The organism is Flavobacterium sp. Sd200 (genome assembly GCF_009826935.1).
Classification (GTDB): domain Bacteria; phylum Bacteroidota; class Bacteroidia; order Flavobacteriales; family Flavobacteriaceae; genus Flavobacterium.
On sequence record NZ_WUMN01000002.1, the window covers coordinates 1 to 20,627 of the forward strand.

Genomic DNA, 20,627 nt, shown 5'->3' on the forward strand with positions numbered 1-20,627 from the left:
AACACTGAACTCTTGTGAGAGTACAAGAACGGCAGTTGCAGTTACAATCAATACTACCGCTTCTCCAACAGCATCGGCACAGACATTCTGTAGCGGCGCTACTGTAGTAAACTTAGTGGCTAACGGTACTTCACTAAAATGGTACTCTGTTGCTACAGGCGGAACGCAGCTTGCTTCAAATACTGCACTTGCAACGGGTACTTACTATGTATCGCAGACTTTAAATAGCTGTGAGAGTACAAGGACAACAGTTGCAGTAACTATCAATATTACCGCTGCTCCAACAGCATCGGCACAAACATTCTGCGTGGGTGCAACGATAGCTGAGCTTATTGCTGAAGGTACTGACTTAGCTTGGTATTCAGATGCAACTTCAACAGTGGCACTTGCTTCTACCGAAGTACTTGCAACAAGTACATATTATGTATCGCAAACATTGAACTCTTGTGAGAGTACAAGAACGGCAGTTGCAGTAACCATCAACACTACTGCTGAACCAACAGCCGATGCGCAGACGTTCTGTAATGGTGCTACCGTAGCGGAACTTACTGCTGAAGGTACTGACTTAGCTTGGTATGCTGATGAAACTTCAACAGTGGCACTTGCTTCTACCCAAGTACTTGCAACAAGTACATATTATGTATCGCAAACATTGAACTCTTGTGAGAGTACAAGAACGGCAGTTGCAGTAACTATCAACACTACTGCTGAACCAACAGCCGATGCGCAGACGTTCTGCGTTGGTGCTACGGTAGCGGAGTTTATTGCTGAAGGTACTGACTTAGCTTGGTATGCTGATGCGACTTCGGCTACAGCTTTAGCTTCTACAGAAGTGCTTGCAACAGGTACTTATTATGTATCGCAAACACTGAACGCTTGCGAAAGTACAAGGACAGCAGTTAGCGTAACTATTAACACTACTGCTGCTCCAACGGCTGCTGCACAGACATTCTGTAATGGTGCTACCGTAGCGGAACTTACTGCTGAAGGTACTGACTTAGCTTGGTATGCTGATGAAACTTCAACTGTGGCACTTGCTTCTACAGAGGTTCTTGCAACAGGTACTTATTATGTATCTCAGACATTGAACGCTTGTGAAAGCGTAAGGACTGCGGTTGCTGTAACTATTAATACTACTGCTGTACCAACAGCCGATGCACAGACATTCTGTAATGGTGCTACGGTAGCGGAACTTACTGCTGAAGGTACTGACTTGGTTTGGTATGCTGACGCAACTTCAACTACAACCTTAACTTCTACAGAGATTCTTGCAACAGGAACTTACTATGTATCACAAACACTAAACGCCTGCGAAAGCGTAAGGACAGCGGTTGCTGTAACTATTAATACTACAACTGCTCCAATAGCCGATGCACAGACATTCTGTAATGGTGCTACCGTAGCGGAACTTACTGCTGAAGGTACTGACTTAGCTTGGTATGCTGATGCGACTTCGGCTACAGCCTTGACTTCGACAGAGGTGCTTGTAACAGGTACTTACTATGTATCACAAACACTGAACGCTTGCGAGAGTACAAGAACAGCGGTTGCTGTAACTATCAATACTACAACTGCTCCAATAGCCGATGCACAGACATTCTGTAATGGTGCTACCGTAGCGGAACTTACTGCTGAAGGTACTGACTTAGCTTGGTATGCTAGCGAGACTTCAACTACAGCCTTAACTTCGACAGAAGTGCTTGCAACGGGTACTTACTATGTATCGCAAACGCTTAACGCCTGCGAGAGTGTGAGGACTGCTGTTAGCGTAACTATTAATACTACTGCTGCACCAACGGCCGATGCACAGACATTCTGTACAGGTGCTACCGTAGCCGAGCTTGTGGCTGAAGGTACTGACTTGGCTTGGTATTCAGATGCAACTTCAACTACAGCCTTAACTTCGACAGAAGTGCTTGCAACAGGTACTTATTATGTATCGCAAACACTAAACGCTTGCGAGAGTACAAGGACAGCAGTTAGCGTAACTATTAACACTACTGCTGCACCAACAGCCGACACACAAACATTCTGTAACGGTGCAACGGTTGCACAACTGACAGCTGAAGGTACTGACTTAGCTTGGTATGATAATGAAACTTCAACTACAGCTTTAGCTTCTACAGAGGTGCTTGCAACAGGTACATATTATGTATCACAGACAGTTAACGGATGTGATAGTACAAGAACGGCAGTTGCAGTAACTATTAACACTACTGCTGCTCCAACGGCTGCTGCACAGACATTCTGTAATGGTGCAACGGTGGCAGAGCTTACTGCGACTGGCGATAACTTAGTTTGGTATGCTAATGAAACTTCAACTACAGCCTTAACTTCGACAGAAGTGCTTGCAGCAGGTACTTACTATGTATCGCAAACACTAAACGCCTGCGAAAGTACAAGGACAGCAGTTAGCGTAACTATTAATACTACAACTGCACCAACGGCATCTGCACAAACATTCTGTAATGGTGCAACGGTTGTAGAACTGACAGCTGAAGGTACTGACTTAGCTTGGTATGCTAGCGAGACTTCAACTACAGCCTTAACTTCTACAGAAGTGCTTGCAACGGGTACTTACTATGTATCGCAAACACTAAACGCTTGCGAAAGTACAAGGACAGCAGTTAGCGTAACTATTAATACTACTGCTGCACCGGATGGTCTAACCCAACAGGCATTTAACAGTACGGATAACGCTACTATTGCAGATATCGAAGTTATTGGCGAAGGTGTACTTTGGTATGCATCAGAAGATGAAGCACTAAATGGTGGTACTCCGCTATCTTCGGATACTGTTTTAGAAAATGCAGTTACCTACTATGCTACCCAAACTGTTAACGGCTGTACAAGCCAGACCACTTTGGCAGTAACGATCTCTATAATTTTAGGTAATGACCATTTTACTCAGGATACGTTTAAATACTATCCTAACCCGGTTGATACTGAACTTAACATAGAGTCGTCTCAAAACATCTCGAATGTGGCGGTTTACGACCTGCATGGCAAACTGGTATTTGAAGTGAAATGGAATGTCAATAAAGGCAAACTTAACATGAGTACACTTCAGGCAGCAAGCTATATTGTGAGGGTTACTACGGGTAACAAGGTTAAAAACCTTACGATTATCAAAAAATAATCCTTAACCAAATTATTATATTTAAAGACGGCCTAACGGCCGTCTTTTTTTGTACCTTTAATACATGGCAGAATTAGATTTTTATTTAGTTAAACTTCATATATTAATTAGAACAATTCTAAATAATAATTAATTTTGCATGACATCTACTGCATAAAACAACACCAATGATCAAAACAGTTTTTATTGCCGGAACCGAACCTTACAGTGGTAAATCTATTGTATCGATCGGGCTGGTAAACATGCTTTTGGGTAAAGCCCAAAAAATAGGTTACTACAAACCCATCATTACACAAAATCAACTGGAGGAAAAAGATAACCACATACACACCATATTGAATTATTTTGACCTCCCTATGACATTTGAAGACAGCTATGCCTTTACCTGGCAGCAGGCTATGCAACAAATGGAGACCGAAACCCAAGGTGAGGTTATTGATACGATTATACGTAAATTTAAATACCTTGAGAATAAATATGATTTTACGGTAGTTGAAGGTACAGATTATACAGGAGACGGATCGGCTTTTGAATTTGATATCAATGTGCAGATTGCAAAAAACTTACGTGCGCCGGTTATCGTGGTGGTATCGGGCGAAGGTAAATCTACTGCACAGGTGGTAAATGGTGCACTTACCGCCCTACACAATTTTGATGCCCGTGAAATACAGGTGCTCGCCATTGTTGCGAATAAAATAAAACCTGAAAATGTAAATGATATAGAAGAGTTGCTAAAACAACAACTTCCACCTGAAGTAGTTTTGGCAATTATTCCACAGGACAAGGGCTTACTAAGTCCCACCATGAAAGAGATCAACAAAAAACTAAAAGGTAAACTCCTTTTTGGTGAAGAATTGTTGAGCAATCAGGCGGACACCTTTGTAACCGGAGCCATGCAGGTCCCTAACTTTTTAAATTATATTAAAGAGAATGTGGTGATTGTTACCCCCGGCGACCGTGGCGATATAATTATAAGTGCATTACAGGCTAATCTTTCCACTACTTATCCAAAAGTATCAGGTATCATATTAACCGCAGGGCAGGAACCTGAAGAGCCTATCATTAAGCTCTTAAATGGACTCCAAACTGTTATACCGATTATAGCTGTTGAAACAGGAACATTCCAGACCAGTATTGACGTTGGTGCTATACGTTCTAAAATAACATCCGATAATACACGTAAGATTCAGCTTGCAATAAATACTTTTAATAAGTGTGTAAATACTGCTGAGCTTGATAAACGCATTGTTACCTCTACCCCATCGGGCATTACGCCGCGCATGTTCCAGTATCAGCTTACGGAATGGGCAAAGAGTTCTAAAAAACATATAGTATTACCCGAAGGCAAAGACGAACGTATACTTAAAGCCGCTGCCCGTCTTATCAGTCAGGATATTGTTAACCTTACCATACTGGGAGACGTAAACGAAATTAGCGAAAAAATAAACCGTCTTGGCATTCCTCTTGACCTGGGTAGTGTAAGGATCGTTAACCCTGCAGACGATAGTTATTATAACGACTATGTGGAAACACTTTATGAGCTTCGCAAGACCAAGAACGTAAACATGGAAATGGCCCGCGACATGATGACCGACGTATCTTACTTTGGCACCATGATGGTTTACAAAGGACATGCCGACGGTATGGTTAGCGGTGCTGTACACACTACACAACATACCATTAGACCTGCATTGCAGTTTGTAAAAACAAAACCCGGAATATCTGTAGTATCTTCAATATTCTTTATGTGCCTTCCGGACAGGGTTTGCATTTTTGGCGACTGTGCCGTAAACCCTAACCCTACTGCCGAGCAACTTGCTGAAATAGCCATATCATCAGCAGAGAGCAGCATTCGTTTTGGTATAGAACCAAGAGTCGCCATGTTGTCTTACTCGTCGGGTACATCGGGCGAAGGTGCTGATGTAGAGAAAGTGCGACGTGCTACTGAAATCGTAAAAGAACGCCGTCCTGATCTCAAAGTGGAAGGACCTATACAATATGATGCGGCAGTAGACCCTGTTGTGGGAAGCAGCAAATTGCCGGGCAGCGAAGTTGCCGGACAGGCAAGCGTGCTTATATTTCCGGACCTCAACACCGGTAACAATACCTACAAAGCCGTGCAGCGCGAAACCGGAGCTCTTGCCATTGGCCCCATGCTACAGGGGCTCAACAAACCTGTAAACGACCTGAGCCGTGGCTGTACTGTAGACGATATTTTTAATACCGTTATTATTACTGCCATACAGTGTCAGGAAAATTAATAATTCATAATCCCTATTTATACAAGTGAACATTTTTGTAATAAATTCCGGCAGCAGTTCTATAAAATATCAATTGTTTACCATGCCGTCTGTCAGTCCCATTTGTGTGGGGTTGGTAGAACGCATTGGTCTTGATGATGCCCTTATCATCCATAAAACGTATACCGATGGCGAAGAAACATCGCAAAGATTTGTACTCGATATACCCGACCATGAGGCAGGACTTAACGAAGTAAACAGCCTGCTTACCCACCCTGAGTTTGGCGTTATTAAAAATACAGCCGATATTGCTGCTGTGGGTCATCGCATTGTTCATGGTGGCGAATTATTTTCTACAACAACAATTATCGATGCCGGAGTTAAGGAAGAGCTTAAAAAAACCTTTCAGCTTGCACCGCTGCACAACCCATCTGGTTACAGGGGGATAGAGGTTGCCGAAAAGATCTTTACCAATGCCACACAGGTTGCTGTTTTTGACACGGCCTTTCATCAAACAATGCCATCCGAGGCATATCGTTTTGCACTTCCTAACTCTTATTATACTGATTATAACATTCGTAGTTATGGCTTTCATGGCACTAGCCATAAATATGTATCGGAGCGCGCCAATGCACATTTAGGTAAAAACGACACAAAACTTATCTCTGTCCACCTTGGAAATGGTTGCAGCATTACCGCCATAAAAAATGGGCAAAGTATCGATACAAGCATGGGCTTTGGCCCATTAAGCGGCCTTATTATGGGCACCCGTACAGGCGATATAGACCCAACAGTAGTATTCTATCTTGTAAATTCATTAGGCTATGATATAGAACAGGTGAGCAACCTACTAAACAAGCGTAGCGGTATGCAGGGCTTAACAGGATACAGCGACATGCGCGATATTACCAAAGCTATTAACGAAGGCGACGAAAATGCTAAACTCGCTTATGATATGTATGCCTACCGCATAAAAAAATACATTGGGTCTTATGTTGCTGCTCTTAACGGTATAGATGCCATTATATTTACAGCGGGCGTTGGAGAAAATGATGCCATGGTTCGCCAACTGGTATGTTCTGATTTAGAATATTTGGGCATCGAAATTAATACAGAAGAGAACAGCACCCGAAAACCCGGGTTGCGCGAAATAAACACAGTAGCCTCTAAAGTAAAGATATTGATCATACCTACCAACGAAGAACTCGAAATTGCAAACCAGTGTTATGAACTGCTGAAGTAGGTTTATTTAGAACGAAATACAATAAAATCTAAAACAAAAAATGAGGTGCTGATTATTTAGCACCTCATTTTTGTATCTGTATCTATAGAATTATTTTACAGGCTTAATCCCTTCTAAAGTTGGCTTAACGGTAATGATATTACCTTTGCTGTCAAACTCCAGTTTATCGATGCATACTTCGCGGTGAAAACCTGCAGCATCGCCCATTTTGTATCCGTTAGGATAACTAAACCTGTGGTAAACTATATACCATTCATCCTTGCCCGGCACCTGAACTACTGAGTTATGCCCTGTTCCAAATAGTTTTTTATCAGCATCCTGTTTGATAACAATATTGTCTTTAGGAATGGTAAACTTGCCCAATGGCGATTTTGCAGTAGCATACCTTACTTTATAGTTAGGACTGCGGGTATCGTCTTCGCTCCACAGAAAATAGTAAGTACCGTTACGGTAAATTACATACGTGCCTTCACGATATGTATTATCGGGTTTAAGAACTGTTAATGTTTTTTTGTTAATAGAAACCATATCATCATTAAGCTCTACTCCTGCCATGTAACCGTTACCCCAGTACAAATAGCTTTTATTGGTTTTAGGATCGGTAAATACATCCGGATCTATTTCCTGACCGTCTTTAATACCATCCGGCCTGAAATCTATTAATGCTTTTCCGCTGTCTTTAAACGGTCCGGTAGGATTATCGGCAACAGCCACCCCTACTTTTTGCGCGGCAGTAAAATAATAGAAGTATTTATAAACACCATTTATCTTTTTCTCTACAATACATGGTGCCCATGCGTTTCGGTTAGCCCAGGTAACATCTTTTTTAAGATCGAGCATAATACCTTCGTCTTTCCAGTCAACCAAATTATCCGAAGAGAATACTTTAAAGTAGTAGCCACTCCAACCATCAAAACCATCGCTGGTTGGATAAATATAATATTTGCCTGTTTTTTGCGAATATAAAACCTCCGGATCGGCATAAAAACCTTCCAAAGCGGGGTTGTTATTCACTTTAATCCCTTCAGGAGTACCCCATTTTGCCATAAGGCGTTTCAATTCTGTACGTGTAATAGGCATAACGGTGCCATGGCGTGGTTTAAAATCCATGGTAACGTCCTTATTGATAACCTTGAAGTCCTCAAGATCAGAGCTCTTAGTAAACTCATAACGCCCGTTCTTATAAACGTCATACATAAGGATGTACTCATCAGAATTATTCAGTTTAAACACCCCTGCACCTTCCACACTTTGCGTGGTTTGCTGTAGATATTTATCATGCTCCGTCCACTGGTTAGAAGTCAGGTTTTTAGTAGTAGCCACTTTAATACCGGCAGTATTATCTTCGGTTTTATAGAACAGATGATAAACACCGTCTTTCTCTACAATATCGCTATCTATACATGCACCTTTAGACTTTGGTATAAATAGTAACTTTGGTGCAGCTTCAAGGCCTGTAAAATCGGCATTGGCGTAGGCATAATAAATCTTATCAGGATCGTTATTATGCTGCATTGAGAAATAGATCATGTATTTACCCACAGAGGCATCATATACAGTTTGCGGTGCCCAAACACGCTTTAGGTTTTCGTTGCCCGGAAAGGTTTTCTGTATGTTCACGACCGCCGATGTCCAGTTAACAAGATCGGTTGATTTTAGCAAAACCATAGCCCTGTTAGAATCCCAACCTTTAGACGATGTCATATCGGTAACCACCATATAAAAAGTTTTGCCGTCATGTCCTCTCAAAATATGTGGATCTCTTACTCCCCCGGTAGAACTTATTTTTTTAGAATCGATAACCGGCTGGTTATTGTTTAGTGCTTTAAAGTTATAACCATCGGTGCTTACTCCAAATTTTATAGCTTCGTCTACCACATCGTTACCTGTAAAGTAAGTAAACAAATAAGCAACATAATCTTTATCAGGATATGTTGGCTGGTTTTGCGCAGTGGTTTTGAAACCAAAAATTAACGCAATAAATAAAAGAAGAGAAGAGCCTGAGAACACTTTTTTCATAAAAATAAATTATAGGTTTTAGAGGGATAGCACCCTGCGTTTAGCTATATCGTTTTAGTTTTAACAATCGCAAATTAAAGACTTTTAAACGATATATAAAGGGGGGTAAATTGAAAATGAGGGATGGTAAAATGGAAATTTATTCTGAAAAAGCCATTTTAGAACGATTAATTTGCAGGCATATTATAGCAATTTCATACTATTGTTAAACAACAAAAGCCTGCATTTTGCAATGCAGACTCTTGCTAAATAAATATAAAAATTTAAAAACAACTTCTAATTTTACACCTTACTTTATTAGGTGATTAGGAAAATCTTCAACCCTTTCACAGCACACCTGCTCCATTACCTGTTGCAGTTGTACTTTAAGCATAGATATAGCATGATTGCCACCTTCGTTTCCTAAAGCGGCAACACTGTACATAAAGGTACGCCCCATAAAGGTAAAATCGGCGCCACAGGCAAGGGTACGTGCAACATCTACACCGCTGCGAATGCCGCTGTCCATCATTACTTTTATCTGTCCTTTGTATTTTTCTACAATAGGGTGCATAGATGCTATGGCGCTCTGACCTGCATCAAGCTGCCTGCCACCGTGGTTTGAAACTATAACACCATCAAAGCCAAGTCGTATAGCCATTTCTACATCTTCTTCGCTGCCCACACCTTTAAGCACCAGCTTGCCTTTCCACTTATCGCGAATAGGGGCTATGCGCTCTTCATTCAGCCTTCCGCTAAAGGTGCGGTTCATAAACTGGCCAAGCTGTTTCATGTTCATACCCTTTTCCATATAAGGCTCCAAGGTTTTAAAGCTTGGTTGTCCATGAATAAGGGTTTTAATGGCCCACTCCGGCCTGCCTAATATTTGCAATATATTTCTTAAAGACATACTTGGCGGCATGGCAAGACCATTACGAATATCACGTGGGCGGAAACCAAACGTAGGCACATCGCTAAGTGCTACCAAAACAGGATATTCTGCTGCTGCTGCACGGTCTATAATACTGTCTCTAACAACCGGGTCGGCCGGATGGTATAACTGGTACCAGGCCTGACCGTGGGTGATCTCGGCAATACGTTCTATACTGGCTGTAGTAACAGTGCTTAGTATAAACGGAATATTGTGCTCATAGGCTGCCTTAGCTAAAATTTCAGGTGCATTGGGCCACATAAGCCCCTGCAATCCTACCGGCGATATACCAAAAGGCGCATCATATGTATGCCCAAACAGTTCGGTCTTCATTTCCGACTTAATGTGTTTGGTCAGGTAGTAAGGCTTTAGCTCAATATCGCGAATATCGGCTGTATTCTTTATAAGGTTTACATCTTCGTTGCAGCCTCCGTCAAGATACTCAAAAGCGAAGCGCGGAATTTTGCGCTTTGCCTGTTTTATAAGATCTTCCACCGACGGGTAATTGCTGTTGTATTTAATTTGCATTGTAATTTAATTAGTTATCCTAAATCTACTGATTATAGAATATGAATAATCGACACCGTTGTTATACATCAAAAAACAACGGAACCAGCTTTTTCATCCTGTAATTTTCCTTCAGGAAATTTGAGGTGATCTTTTTATCTGATATTACCATGGCTGCGCCCAGTGCAGAACCTAACGGAGATTGTGTAGACAAGACTTTGAAACTACTGAAATGGTGCGACATGAGTTTCATAAATACATCATTGTCGGTAAATCCACCATCAATATAGATAGTTTTAATATCGCTGTTGCCTATAGCACTGTTAATAGTGTCTATTTGTAACTCCATCAGCTCGATCATCAACTGATGATAAGCTTCCTCAAAAGTATCAAAAGGCTCGAGCTCGGTTTCCTGTGGAAGCCTTTGCAACGATATGCCTTCAAACTTGAAGTACATTGCTGGTTTTTGTATAAGCTTTAAGTATATATCCTGGTCAAACTGCACATTGCGGTGGTAGCCGTACTCCTTTTGGTAGTATGCCGATAGCTTTTCTACTTGTAGGCGATACTCATTACCCATAAAAAAACGAGATGCTTTTACACGCTTGCCATCTATTCGCAGGTAATTAAGACTGTTATTCTCTATATCCTGCTCCGTTAAGCTTTCAGAATTATAAGGGTTAAGCGCAATACTCCATGTTCCGGTAGATAGCAGCAGAAAAGGTTTTTTCTTGCTTAGGATATAAGGCAAAAGTGCCGATGAACTGTCGTGTATGCCTACACCTATTTTTATCTTCTTGTCTTTATAGGTAGTGTTTATGCTGGCCGATGTTGGAACAATTGGAGGAAGTATCTTATCGATGCCCTCGGCATGTACCCACGCATGATAGTCTTCTGCATCATAATCCCAAAGGCTTGTATGACAACCTATGCTTGTATATTCGCTAACCGGGATACCCGTAAACAAATAAGACAGGTATTGTGGCAGGTGCAGGCTATATTTTATCTGGCTGAAAACCTCGGGCTTTGTGGTCTTTATCCAATATAGCTGTAAGCCCGAATTAAGCATTCCCGCCGGGGGAGATGCCGTTTTAGCCGCTATGGTAAGCTCGTTACCGTATTTTTCATAAAAACCGTCAGTAACTGCCTGCGGCATATCTTTAGTATAATTGTACAGCGGTGTTAGTGCTTTACCTTTATAATCAAGATGTACAAGGCTTGCCCCATATGACGAAAAGTTTAATGTTTTTATATCAAACTCAGGGTTTTCCAACACTGTATCAAACGTATCTTTCATCCACTGGCGCAGGGCTTCAAGGTTTTCAGTCTCATAGCCGTCTTCATCAGTCGTTAGCGGAAGGTTTACATACTCGCGGTGTACCTCGTTGTAATCGTCATCAAAAAGAAAGAATTTTTTGTTGGTCTTGCCTATATCAAATACCGCATTAACTTTTACCATCTGTACTGCTTTTTATAAACCTGTAGCTTTAACGTTCATACCTCTTTCTTTAATAAGTTCGCCACGCACTGCAAGAGAGCGGTAAGCTGCCAATGGGTCTATTGCACCACCTGCTTTTTGGCGTGCTGCCTTAAGAATTGGCCTAACATCGGTACGGTAAGCATCCTGAAGTATTTCCTGACATTTAACCACATCGTTATCCTGCTGCGCTGCCCTAAGCTCGTCCTGATTTACCAGCAACGCCTGTGTATAAGCAATAAGTATGGCCTCAAGCGATTGTATAAGGTCTTCCAGAGGGTCTTTAGTATTGTGGCTGGCATCAATCATCCAGGCAAGATCAGGGTTTTGAGGATTGTTCTGCATACCGTAAACCAGCTCGTTGAAAATTAGGAATAACGGATAAGGCTTAATTGAACCTACAGTAACGTCGTCGTCACCATATTTGCTGTCGTTAAAGTGGAAACCACCCAGCTTGCCCCTCATCATCAGTGTAGCAACAATTTGCTCAATGTTTGTATTAGGCAGGTGGTGACCAAGGTCTACAAGTGTGTAAGCCCTGTCTCCGCAGGCATTAGCCAGCATGAACGAAGTACCCCAGTCCTGTATTACAGTGCTGTAAAAAGCAGGCTCATATGGTTTGTATTCTATAAACAGGCTCCAGTCTGCCGGAAGACCTGCATAGATTGTTTTAAGGCTATCCTCTGTATGTTTCAGTACGGTTTGAAAATTGCGCTGACCAGGGAAGTTAGACCCATCTGCCAACCATACGGTAAGCGATTTTGAGCCTAACTCCTGCCCTATTTTAACCACATCAAGGTTATGCTGTATAGCATACTCGCGCGATGCATCTATAGTGCTGCTCAATGAGCCATGTTTGTAGCTTTCCTTAGCACCCGGCTGATCCTGAAAGGTATTAGAGTTCATAGCGTCGAACACTATGCCGTGGCTTGCAGCCACTTCTTTTATTGCTTTTGCATCCTGAGGAATATCCCACGGAATGTGTAACGACACGGCACCAGCCGATTGTGTAAGGGCATGCAGTATACCTATATCGTCAAGTTTTTGCTCCAGTGAAGCAGGCTCGCCGCCATAAGAAAAACGGCCAAAACGTGTGCCTCCTGCGCCCAAAGCCCAGCTTGGTATTGCCACCTGAAAATCGGCAACTTTTTGTACAATTTCGTCAACAGATACTCCTTTTTTAGCGAACCTTTCTGAAATAATGTTCAGTTCGGCATTAAAAACAGTATCCTGCATTTTATTTAAGTCAGCTATTTGCTGTGCAGTAATCTTCATTTTTTGTATTTGTTTTTTTGCCACGAATTACACGAATTTTCTCAAATTGATTTAATTCAATAGTAATGATAATCCGTGAAATTCGTGGCTTTATAATTTATTAGCGAACAAAAGCATTGGCCATACCGCCATCTACATTTATAATTCCGCCTGTACTCTTATCAAGTATGCCCACGCAGGCAAATACACCGTTTGCTATATCATCCGGAAGGATAATTTCGTTAAGCAGGCTGCGTTTAGCATAGTGTGCAGGCAGTTCTTCTACAGTAATGCCATAAGCTTTAGCACGGCCTTCGGCCCAAGCGCCTTCCCAAATTTTACTACCCACAATAACACCGTCAGGGTTTACTGTGTTTACACGTATTTTATCGGCAGCAAGTTCGGCAGCAAGCAGCCTTGTCATGTGTTGCTGTGCAGCCTTAGCAGTACCATAAGCCACATTGTTAGGACCTGCAACAAGGCCATTTTTACTGGCAATGTTTACAATATCGCCACCAAAGCCCTGTTTCCTCATGATTGCCGTTCCATGCTGCGCCATAAGGAACTGACCTTTTACAAGAACATCCTGAAGTATGTTCCAGTCTTTAAGTGTAGTTTCTTCAATTGGTTTAGAGATAGCAAGCCCTGCAGAGTGTACAATAATATCTACACCGCCAAAGGCAAGACACGCTTCTTTATATGCTTTTACTACAGACTCTTCATCTGTCACATTACACACAGCACCATCTGCAAGGTCTCTTTTATAAGTAGCCAAAGCCACCTGAAGGTTCTCGGCATTAAGATCTGTAAGTACTACATTAGCACCTTCCTGCACTAACTTATCAGCAATAGCTTTACCAATACCACCTGCTGCACCGGTAACGATAGCAACCCTGCGGCTTAATGGTTTTTCGGCAGGCATACGGCTAAGTTTAGCCTCTTCAAGAAGCCAGTATTCTATATCAAAAGCCTCCTGCCTTGGCAAAGATGTATATTCGGTAATAGCCTCTGCGCCACGCATTACATTGATAGCATTAATGTAAAACTCGCTGGCTACACGTGTAGTTTGTTTATCTTTAGAGAAACTGAACATACCTACGCCAGGATAAATAATGATAACCGGGTTAGGGTCTCTCATTGCCGGGCTGTTAGGGTGCTTGCAGGTTTCATAATATTCTGCATATTCTTTGCGGTACTGCTCAAAAGCAGGCTCGATCTTTTTAAGTATCTCCTCTGTATTGTACACATCTTCGCTTGTACTTAGCGGAAGCACTAACGGCTGGATTTTGGTACGTAGGAAGTGGTCAGGACAGCTTGTCCCCAGTGGTGCAAGACGCTCAAGGTCGTTACTGTTAATAAACTCAAGAACCGTATCGCTATCGTTAAAATGGCCTATCATTTTCTTTTCAGAAGATGCCAGACCGCGAAGCAACGGCATTAGTGTAGCGGCTTTATCAAGACGCTCTTCTTTAGGAAGGCTCTGTATTTTTTGTCCGCCAAATACACTACCTTTTTCTTTTATTTTCTTCTCAATGTAAGCACTTGCAGCTTCAATAACTTCAAGGCTGTTGATGTAGCACTCATATGAAGTATCGCCCCATGTAAACAAACCGTGGCTGCCCAATACAATTCCGCGGATGCCCGGGTTGTCGGCAAGGCATTTTTCAAGCTGAAGACCAAGGTCGAAGCCAGGACGCTGCCATGGCACCCAACCCATAGTATCTCCCCAAATATCTTTGGTTACCTGCTCGCTGTCTTTAGCAGCAGCAACAGCAATAAGTGCATCAGGATGAAGGTGGTCTATATGTTTAAACGGAAGCAGTCCGTGTAATGGAGTATCTATAGATGGCGCTTTACTGTCAAGGTCAAAAATGCAGTGATTGAAAAGACCTACCATGCGGTCTTCATCTGCAAGGCCGCCGTACACATTTTTAAGGTCGCGAAGCCTTTTAGTATAAAGCCCTGCAATACCGCTGCGTGTAAGGGTACCAATATCGCCGCCGGAACCTTTTACCCACATAACCTCTACATCTTCATTGGTAAGCGGATCTTTTTCTATGGTTTTACATGATGTGTTGCCACCGCCATAGTTGGTTATCCTTAAATCGCTGCCCAGTATATTTGAGCGGTACAGGAACAAAGCAACCTGATCATCGCCAAGCGCAGCAGCCTTTTGCTCATCCCATAGATAATTTACATACTTAAATGTTTTTTCCATTATTTATATTTTTGAATTCGGTTTATCATTTTGATTCTCAAAAATAGGATGAAACAACGACGTCAGTATCCTGTGCTGTACTGCTTAACACCGTAATTATTATGTTTAGTATGGCACAAAATTTTGCAACACCTCTACATTATATGTAAAATACCCCTACTGCAACATTTTTACAATTACAGGATACTACAGGATGCCCGTTATACTTAAGATTTTTAATATTGATAAAAATTTACAATTATAATTATTGGCTGTATTTTTAAATCAGGTTTTTAAAAGATTTAATATAAAAACAACAACAGCTATTTTTTTGGTTTGGAAATATAGGAATAAATTTGCCTCAAAGCCGAAAACGATATAGCTTTTTTATTTACAGGCACTATAAATTTATTATATTATTATGCACGCATTACTTGGGGTTATTTTTCACTTAATAGGATCTACAGCAGCAGGCAGTTTTTACATGCCCTATAAAAAAGTAACCGGGTGGCGTTGGGAAATATACTGGATCGTTGGCGGATTTTTTTCGTGGCTTATCGCTCCTTTTATTGCATTATGGCTTACGTTTCCTGAATTTGCATCATTACTGTTCAGTAACCCAAGCGTAATGTTCTACACCATACTTTTTGGTGTATTATGGGGCATTGGCGGTTTGACCTACGGTTTAGGAATGCGCTACTTAGGAATGTCTTTAGGCAACTCTGTTATATTAGGTTTCAGCTCTGCGTTTGGGGCGTTATTACCTGCCATATATTATGATTTTAACCGCGAAGTGGGAAAAGTAAGCTTTACCGACATGTTGGGCTCAAGCGGTGGCCAGGTTATATTGTTTGGTATCGCACTGTGCCTTACAGGTATTGCACTATCAGGCAAATCGGGTATAATGAAAGAGAAAGAACGTGCCTTATCCGGGGAAGTTCCTGCAAAAGACAGCGAGTATAACTTTAAAAAAGGTATTGTAGTAGCGATACTTTCGGGCATATTAAGTTCTTGTTTTAATTACGGAATAGAAGCAGGGAAACCTCTTGCCGAAGCCGCTGTAGAAGCTGGTGTTAACCCTCTTTTCCAGAACAATATTACGTTCGTATTGGTGCTTTGGGGTGGCTTTACAACCAATTTTTTATGGTGTATATATCTTATTATTAAAAACAAAAGCGTTAGCGACCTTAACAACAAGAGTATGCCGCTTACCAAAAACTATATTTTTTGTGCCATTGCGGGTACTACATGGTTCTTACAGTTCTTTTTTTACGGTATGGGCGAAAGCAGATTGGGCAACGGTGCCAGCAGCTGGATACTGCACATGAGTGCTATTATACTTGTAGGCAACCTGTGGGGTATTTATTTAAAAGAGTGGAAAGGCGTTAGCAATAAAACAAAATATACTATGCTTACCGGGGTGGCTGTATTGCTGATATCGGTAATAATAGTAGGGTACGGAAATTCGATAGATTAAATATAAATTTCATTCAATATACTCGTTTGAGTTAGTTAATTTTTTGGTTAGATTAGGTTAGTTACAATGTTATGTTAGGCACTGTAATGATAAAGCGGCTGGGTGGTTCCTGCCGCTTTTTTTATTACCCCAAAAAACACTTATTACTTCCAAAAGAAGCTATTAAATATGCGCTATACAGCTAAAAAAAACGTTTGAATACTATACTGGCTAATAATAATTACCTACATTTAGCCTATTATTACTTTAGGTTCAAAATCATGTCACAATTGTTTGAAATACAGATAAACGAAAGTTCAAGGGTACCAAAATACAAACAAATTGTAGACTCCATTATAGGAGACCTTTCTACCGGAAAGATAAAAGTAGGCGAAAAAGTACCTTCTATAAATGAACTAAGCGAAAACTGCTATCTATCCAGAGACACTGTCGAAAAAGCCTACAAATACCTGAAAGAGCGCAATATAATCGTGGCTGTTAGGGGCAAAGGATACTACACCAGTAAAGCAGACCATGCGCTAAAATCGAACATTTTCTTTTTGGTAAACAAGCCAAGCACCTACAAAATGATGATATATAACTCTTTTGTAGATGCCATAGGGATACAGGCTAATATTGACATGTATATTTATCATTGCGATGAAACGCTATTTATAAATGCATTAGAAAAGGCCATGGGAATGTATGACTACTATGTTATCATGCCACACTTTAGGGATGAAAACTACAACCACGTAAGCTTTACGCCTGATGTGCTTAACATTTTAGAACAGATACCAAAAGACAAACTGGTAATGCTCGACAATACCAAACCGGGCATATCGGGCGATTATGGAACAATATACCAGGATTTTAAAACCGATATTTACAATGCTTTAAAGGAAGGTTTAGATAAAATAAAAAAATACGACAAGATAATTTTAGTCTACCCCAACAAATCGGCTAATCCATACCCAAGGCGTATTATGCATGGCTTTCAGCAATTTTGCCGTGAGTTTAACCTTGACCACGAGGTGCTTGACGAAATTTATGAAGACATGGAGCTTTCCAGCAAAGACGTTTATGTTACCATACAGGAACGCGACCTTGTAAATTTGGTACGACAGTTAAGGGCAAAAAACCTAACCTTGGGTGAAGACATTGGCATAATTTCCTACAACGAAACTCCACTAAAAGAACTTTTAGGCATTACCGTTATCAGCACTGATTTTAAAGCAATGGGCGAATCAGCAGCATATATGGTTTTAAAGAACAAAAAAGAAAAGGTTAAAAACGTATTTAAGTATATAGAACGCAACTCGCTTTAAAATATATAAGCCACGAATTACATTAATTTTTACAAATTGATGTAATTCGTGGCTTTTCCATTTTTTAAACCTGCAAGGTTAAAAACCTTGCAGGTTTAAAAGATTACTCCCTCACAAAAGTATGTATACCTGAGCCCACATTTTCCACTACAAGGTAATTACCTTTTACAGTGGCAGTAACTTCTTTGCCGTCTACTTTTAATTTTGCAGATGCCGATGTGCCTTTTGGTATATAAACCTCAGCGGTTACATTTACAGGAGATGTCAGCGTAAGCTCATACTTTTTAGCATCCTGTTTCCAGGCAAGGTCTATTACACCTTTATCGGTATTTACTTTACCCGAAGCGTGTGTAAGCTTACCTTTAAAATCAAGCGGCTTAACCTCTATAAGGTCATACTGCGGCTGCACTGCCTTAATCCCTAAAACATAGCGTTGAATACCGCTAAGTCCCGCAGTACCCCACGGGTGGCACATACTCTGGTTGGTCTCCAATGCATCCCAGGCCTCCCAGGTAGCAGTCCCGCCTTTGGAGATGGTTTGCGCCCAGCCGTCCCACTGAGGGTTGGTGTACAGCTCTAACAAGTGGGCAGCCTCGGCATTTTCGCCCAGAGCTTCAGTAAGGAAACGCACCGTAACCATACCTGCACTCATTTTACGTTCCTTTACTGCATTCACCGCTGCTTTTATGTTAGCCTGCGGCACCAGTCCCACCGCAAGCGGAAACATATTGGCATGCTGCGACACGTGCGTACTTAAACTGCCATCAGCCAGAAGCCCGTCGGCATACACACCCTGCGCATTAATAAAATATTTGTTGAATGCCGTTTTAATGGCATCGGCTTTGCCTTTAAACAGGGCAACATCGGCAGTATTGCCGATAACTTCAGCTATTTTAGAAATGATGATAAAATCAGTATAGGCGTAGGCGTTTATTACCGTACGTGCTTCGGCAGTCATATCATAACCGTAACGCATGGTAGCAGGCCAGTCTATAATGCCATACTCATAAGGACCTTTGCCACCTGCAAGGTTATGGATAAGCCCGGTTTTAACATTCGTATAAGCATCCACATAGGTCGCCACCTTTTTAATCTTGGCATAATTGTCTTTAAGAAATTGCAGGTTACCCGTTTGAATATAATAGTCCCATGCCCACATTAAATATTGCTGTGTAAAATCAGGTATATCGCGCTTGCCGTCGTTATTAGGGTACACGGCATTCATGCGCCCGTCAGGCCAATATTGGTCTTGTGAATCTATAAACTCAAGCAGCATCCTGTGGTTAAGCGAACGCTCGCCCATACTTAGCATAGAGGCCACACCTTGGCTGAACGCATCACCAAGGAACTCGCCTTTTTCGCGCGTGGGTGTATCTACAAAACCTTCCTGTGCGCCAAGCGTTAAAGAATGTATCATCATATCCCACACCTGGTTCAGCATTTTATCAGACGATGTAAAGTTTGCCTTTTCGGGTTGTAATTCAAAGTATCTTGTAACAAATGCTGTATTAGCCTTTGTAAGCGATACAGGCGAATTATTAACCTGCAAATAGCGGTAGCCCAAATACAGCTCCGGCCTGAAGGTTGCTTTCTTACCGTTCAGTACAAAAAAGTAAGACATATTAGTGCTCTGGTTTATTTTAGGGTTTACTGTACCGTCATCTTTCAGTACAAAACCACCCTGCATACTTACGGTATCTCCGGCTTTGCCACCTTCAAAAACAATCTCGGGCATACCGGCATACACTTTACCAAGGTCTATTAAGTAAGAGTTTTTACCCAGGCTTTTTATAGAAGCCACCTGTATCTTTGTTTCTTTAGAACGTGTAAGGTCAGGCTGCAATTCTCCTGTAAAAGGCTCTGTCGGATGCGCCCCAAGCACGGTGGCAGGCTGCCAGTCTTTATCATTAAATTTCGGGCTGTTCCAGTCGGTTATAATTTTGCGGCTATCTATTACATCTATGTAACCAATTCCCTCGCCCGGGTTACGGCCTTTACTGTTCGGGTCATAAGCCTCAACAGCTTTATGCTTCCATGTATTATCTGTACCAAAAACAGCCTTTGTACCGTCTTTATATTCTACAATAAGCTTAAGCAAAAAACCGCGGTCGCCCTTAGCCCTGCCCTGCCCGCCGCCATACCAGTGTGTCATAGCAGCAAAAGTGCTTTGCGCTTTTACGGCAGAAGTAACATCATAAGCGTTATAGTAGGCATATTGCGGGTAATGATAGCCGGGGCCTTTGCCTATCAGCTTACCGTCTATAAACAGCTCATAGTTATGAAATGCCGTAAGGTAAACCGTTGCCCTTTTTACGGGCTTGGCACCTGCTTTTATGGTTTTGCGATAATAGGTATAATCGTTAGCGTCTTTAGTGTCGCGCTTTATCCACACGGCCCCGTTCCAGTCTTTTGCGGTAAAAAGCCCGGTATCAAAATATGATGCTGCCGACCACGGGCTTACATTGCCGTCTTTATCCCACGTGCGCACTTTCCAGTAATATCGAGTGGCAGGAGCCAATGCCTTGCCTCCAAAATACACATAGTTTTGCTGGCGCGAATTTACCTTTTTGCTGTCCCAAAGGTCGGCTTTTTCGGGAGTAAGTAAATTTTCAGACGATGCCACTACAACTTGGTAGGCCGATTGGATTTCGTTAGCATCAACATCCTGTACGTACCACCCAAAAAAAGGTTTATCATCAGTACCCACGGGCTGTACTTTATCGCTTGCCCTTAAATTATTTGGGGCTGTGGGGTTTGCAGCACGCAGGTGCACCGATTGCAAAAACAGTATGCTGAACAGTAATATTGGTAATCTCATTTTAATTTGATTATGTGCTAACCTAATGCAGCACTATTA

The 20,627-nt window shown here is 41.7% G+C and carries 11 protein-coding genes; 5 read left to right on the forward strand and 6 right to left on the reverse strand.

Going from position 1 to position 20,627, the window contains the following annotated elements; genetic code table 11:
* The 3 genes from GR160_RS06205 to GR160_RS06215 all read left to right on the forward strand — a co-directional run.
* The coding region (locus GR160_RS06205) for a T9SS type A sorting domain-containing protein (protein WP_160749001.1) at positions 1-3,139 on the forward strand (3,139 nt) is incomplete at its 5' end.
* 167 nt (positions 3,140-3,306) lie between these two features.
* Positions 3,307-5,400: a phosphate acetyltransferase gene (gene pta / locus GR160_RS06210; protein WP_160749002.1), complete on the forward strand. Its 2,094-nt coding sequence runs from the start codon at positions 3,307-3,309 to the stop codon at positions 5,398-5,400.
* 25 nt (positions 5,401-5,425) lie between these two features.
* Entirely contained in the window at positions 5,426-6,622 is a 1,197-nt protein-coding gene (locus tag GR160_RS06215; protein WP_160749003.1) for an acetate kinase, read from the forward strand.
* A gap of 90 nt (positions 6,623-6,712) precedes the next feature.
* Here the strand turns inward: GR160_RS06215 and GR160_RS06220 are convergent, their stop codons facing one another.
* The 5 genes from GR160_RS06220 to GR160_RS06240 all read right to left on the reverse strand — a co-directional run bounded on the left by GR160_RS06220 (position 6,713) and on the right by GR160_RS06240 (position 15,007).
* Entirely contained in the window at positions 6,713-8,641 is a 1,929-nt protein-coding gene (locus tag GR160_RS06220; RefSeq protein ID WP_160749004.1) for a family 43 glycosylhydrolase, read from the reverse strand.
* Between the two features lie 289 nt (positions 8,642-8,930).
* The gene (locus tag GR160_RS06225) at positions 8,931-10,079 is read right to left on the reverse strand and encodes an alpha-hydroxy acid oxidase (protein ID WP_160749005.1); all 1,149 of its coding nucleotides are present in this window, start codon (positions 10,077-10,079) and stop codon (positions 8,931-8,933) included.
* Positions 10,080-10,140: 61 nt separating this feature from the next.
* Positions 10,141-11,517: an FGGY-family carbohydrate kinase gene (locus GR160_RS06230; protein ID WP_160749006.1), complete on the reverse strand. Its 1,377-nt coding sequence runs from the start codon at positions 11,515-11,517 to the stop codon at positions 10,141-10,143.
* A gap of 12 nt (positions 11,518-11,529) precedes the next feature.
* Positions 11,530-12,810, reverse strand: a complete 1,281-nt coding sequence (locus GR160_RS06235) for a sugar isomerase (protein ID WP_160749007.1) — start codon at positions 12,808-12,810, stop codon at positions 11,530-11,532.
* Between the two features lie 100 nt (positions 12,811-12,910).
* Positions 12,911-15,007 carry a bifunctional aldolase/short-chain dehydrogenase gene (locus GR160_RS06240; protein WP_160749008.1) on the reverse strand — a complete coding sequence of 699 codons (2,097 nt, stop codon included), beginning with the start codon at positions 15,005-15,007 and terminating at the stop codon, positions 12,911-12,913.
* A 400-nt stretch (positions 15,008-15,407) separates the two neighbouring features.
* Between GR160_RS06240 and rhaT the strand changes: the two genes are divergently transcribed.
* Both rhaT and GR160_RS06250 read left to right on the forward strand, forming a co-directional pair.
* Entirely contained in the window at positions 15,408-16,463 is a 1,056-nt protein-coding gene (rhaT, locus tag GR160_RS06245; protein WP_160749009.1) for an L-rhamnose/proton symporter RhaT, read from the forward strand.
* Between the two features lie 260 nt (positions 16,464-16,723).
* Positions 16,724-17,770 (forward strand): GntR family transcriptional regulator, encoded by a 1,047-nt coding sequence (locus GR160_RS06250; protein ID WP_160749010.1) that lies wholly within the window; start codon positions 16,724-16,726, stop codon positions 17,768-17,770.
* 103 nt (positions 17,771-17,873) lie between these two features.
* On the opposite strand, the gene GR160_RS06255 is transcribed toward GR160_RS06250, so the two are convergent.
* Positions 17,874-20,588 carry a family 78 glycoside hydrolase catalytic domain gene (locus GR160_RS06255; protein ID WP_160749011.1) on the reverse strand — a complete coding sequence of 905 codons (2,715 nt, stop codon included), beginning with the start codon at positions 20,586-20,588 and terminating at the stop codon, positions 17,874-17,876.
* Between the last annotated feature and the right edge of the window lie 39 nt (positions 20,589-20,627).